The following is a 2,003-nucleotide window of genomic DNA, read 5'->3' on the forward strand; positions in this document are numbered from 1 at the left end:
CCGACGGGTCGCCGCTCTACCCCGGCACCTGCCGCCGCCTGTCGCCGCAGGAGCGCGCCGACCGGCTGGCCGAGGGCCGGCCCTATGCGCTGCGGCTCGATATGGCGGAAGCGATGCGGCGCGCCGGGCCGCTGAGCTGGACCGACGAGCTGGCCGGCGGGCAGGCGGCGCGGCCGGAGCGGCTGGGCGATGTGGTGCTGGCGCGCAAGGAGACGCCGACCAGCTATCACCTGGCGGTGACGGTGGATGACGAGATCCAGGGCGTCACCGTGGTCACCCGCGGCCTCGACCTGTTCGAGGCGACGCATGTCCACCGGCTGCTGCAGGCGCTGCTGGGATACCGCGTGCCGGTGTGGCGCCATCACGCGCTGCTGACCGACGCGGCCGGCAGGCGCCTGGCCAAGCGCAGCGACGCGGCCGCGATCCGCGCCTTTCGGGCGGAGGGCCGCTCTGCAGCGGAGGTGCGGGCGCTGGCCGGGTTTGCGGACTAGGATCGCCACGGAATCATTGCTTTCGGAGCCCGAGATGACCGCCGCACCGACCATACGCTTCGTCCGGCCGGACGATTTCGAGCAGTGGCTGCCGCTGTGGGACGGCTACAACGAGTTCTACGGCCGCGTCGGCGAGACCGCGCTGCCCGCCGAGATCACCCGGACCACCTGGGCCCGGTTCTTCGACGCCTATGAGCCGGTGCACGCGCTGGTGGCGGAGGTCGACGGCCGGCTCCTGGGCCTGACCCACTACCTGTTCCACCGCAGCACCACCATGCTGGGCCCGACCTGCTACCTGCAGGACCTGTTCACCAGCGCGGCGGCGCGCGGGAAGGGCATCGGCAAGGCGCTGATCGAGGGGGTGTACCAGCAGGCCCGGGCCGCCGGCGCCGGCCGCATCTACTGGCAGACGCACGAGACCAACCGGACCGCGATGCGCCTTTACGACCAGGTGGCCGATCGCTCGGGGTTCATCGTCTATCGCGGGCGGCTTTAAGGGGCCTCGTCGTCCAGCGCCGGAAGCAACCGCCGATCCGCGATGTCATGCCCGGGCTTGACCCGGGCATCCAGGGGCTTTCAGATCCGCTCCTCCCTGGATTGCCGGGTCAAGCCCGGCAATGACAAGGAAGGTGACGGGCGAACCTCACCGGTCCAGGATCTTCTCGCGCTGCTCTTCGTACTCGTCCTGGGTGATCGCGCCCTTGCGGTAGGCGTTGTCCAGGTCGATCAGCTCCTGCCCCGTCGTCGCGCCGGCGGTGCCGGGCGGCGGCGTGTGGCTGCTGCCGCCGCAGGCGGCGACCGGAAGGGCCAGTCCGAGGGCGAGGGCGAACGGCAGGATTCGCATGGGATCTCCAGGGGGCGACGATGGCTGTTGAACGCCACGCGCCGGCATTTGTTCCTGTCAGCCGGCGCGGTGGTGGGACGGTGGATCGGTAGGCTCGCGCAGGCCGCGGCACAGCGCCAGATAATCCGGCTCCTCCGGCCCGACCACGCCGCGCCGGATGGCCAGGTCGATGATCACCAGCGCGACGTTGAACTTGAAATCCTCGGTGTCGCGCAACTGGTCCAGCACCGCCGCCAGCGGCCGGCGCGCGAAGCTCTCGACCTCGCCGTCGGTGTTGCGCGGGGTGAAGTCCGGGGTCAGCGCCAGGTCGTAGACGAACAGCGTGTCGCGGCGCAGCCCCTCGGCCGTGTCCATCATGTAGGTGATGGCGCCGGCCGGCACGGCCTGCCGCGCCAGCCCGGCCGGGATCGCGGCCTCCTCGGCGCATTCCTTGACCAGGTTCTCCACCAGGGAAAGGCCGGCCGGCTGGCCGCCGGCGACGAGGTTGTCCAGCTTGCCGGGCGCCAGCGCCCGGTCGGCCGCGCGCTTGGCGACCCAGAGCAGCGGCCCGTCCGCCGCCTCGACCACGCCGTTGAGATGGATGCCGAAGGACTTGATGCCCAGCGCCACCGCGGCGCCGCGGTCGACCGTGGCCAGCAGCGGCGCGCCCCATTCGGCCAGCACCGGAT

4 protein-coding genes are annotated in these 2,003 nt (G+C 71.7%); 2 read left to right on the top strand and 2 right to left on the bottom strand.

Translation table 11 applies throughout. From position 1 onward, the window contains the following. The coding region (locus P409_RS32880) for a glutamate--tRNA ligase family protein (protein ID WP_034848623.1) at positions 1 to 491 on the top strand (491 nt) is incomplete at its 5' end. A 34-nt stretch (positions 492 to 525) separates the two neighbouring features. Then, positions 526 to 987, top strand: a complete 462-nt coding sequence (locus tag P409_RS32885; protein ID WP_034848625.1) for a GNAT family N-acetyltransferase — start codon at positions 526 to 528, stop codon at positions 985 to 987. Positions 988 to 1,134: 147 nt separating this feature from the next. On the opposite strand, the gene P409_RS32890 is transcribed toward P409_RS32885, so the two are convergent. Beyond that, a complete protein-coding gene (locus P409_RS32890) occupies positions 1,135 to 1,335 on the bottom strand; it encodes an SHOCT domain-containing protein (RefSeq protein WP_034848627.1) in 201 nt (66 codons plus the stop codon). A 57-nt stretch (positions 1,336 to 1,392) separates the two neighbouring features. After that, positions 1,393 to 2,003: NUDIX hydrolase (locus P409_RS39635; protein ID WP_161790519.1), on the bottom strand; the 611-nt coding region annotated here is incomplete at its 5' end.

The organism is Inquilinus limosus MP06, assembly GCF_000767795.1.
GTDB classification, from domain to species: domain Bacteria; phylum Pseudomonadota; class Alphaproteobacteria; order DSM-16000; family Inquilinaceae; genus Inquilinus; species Inquilinus limosus_E.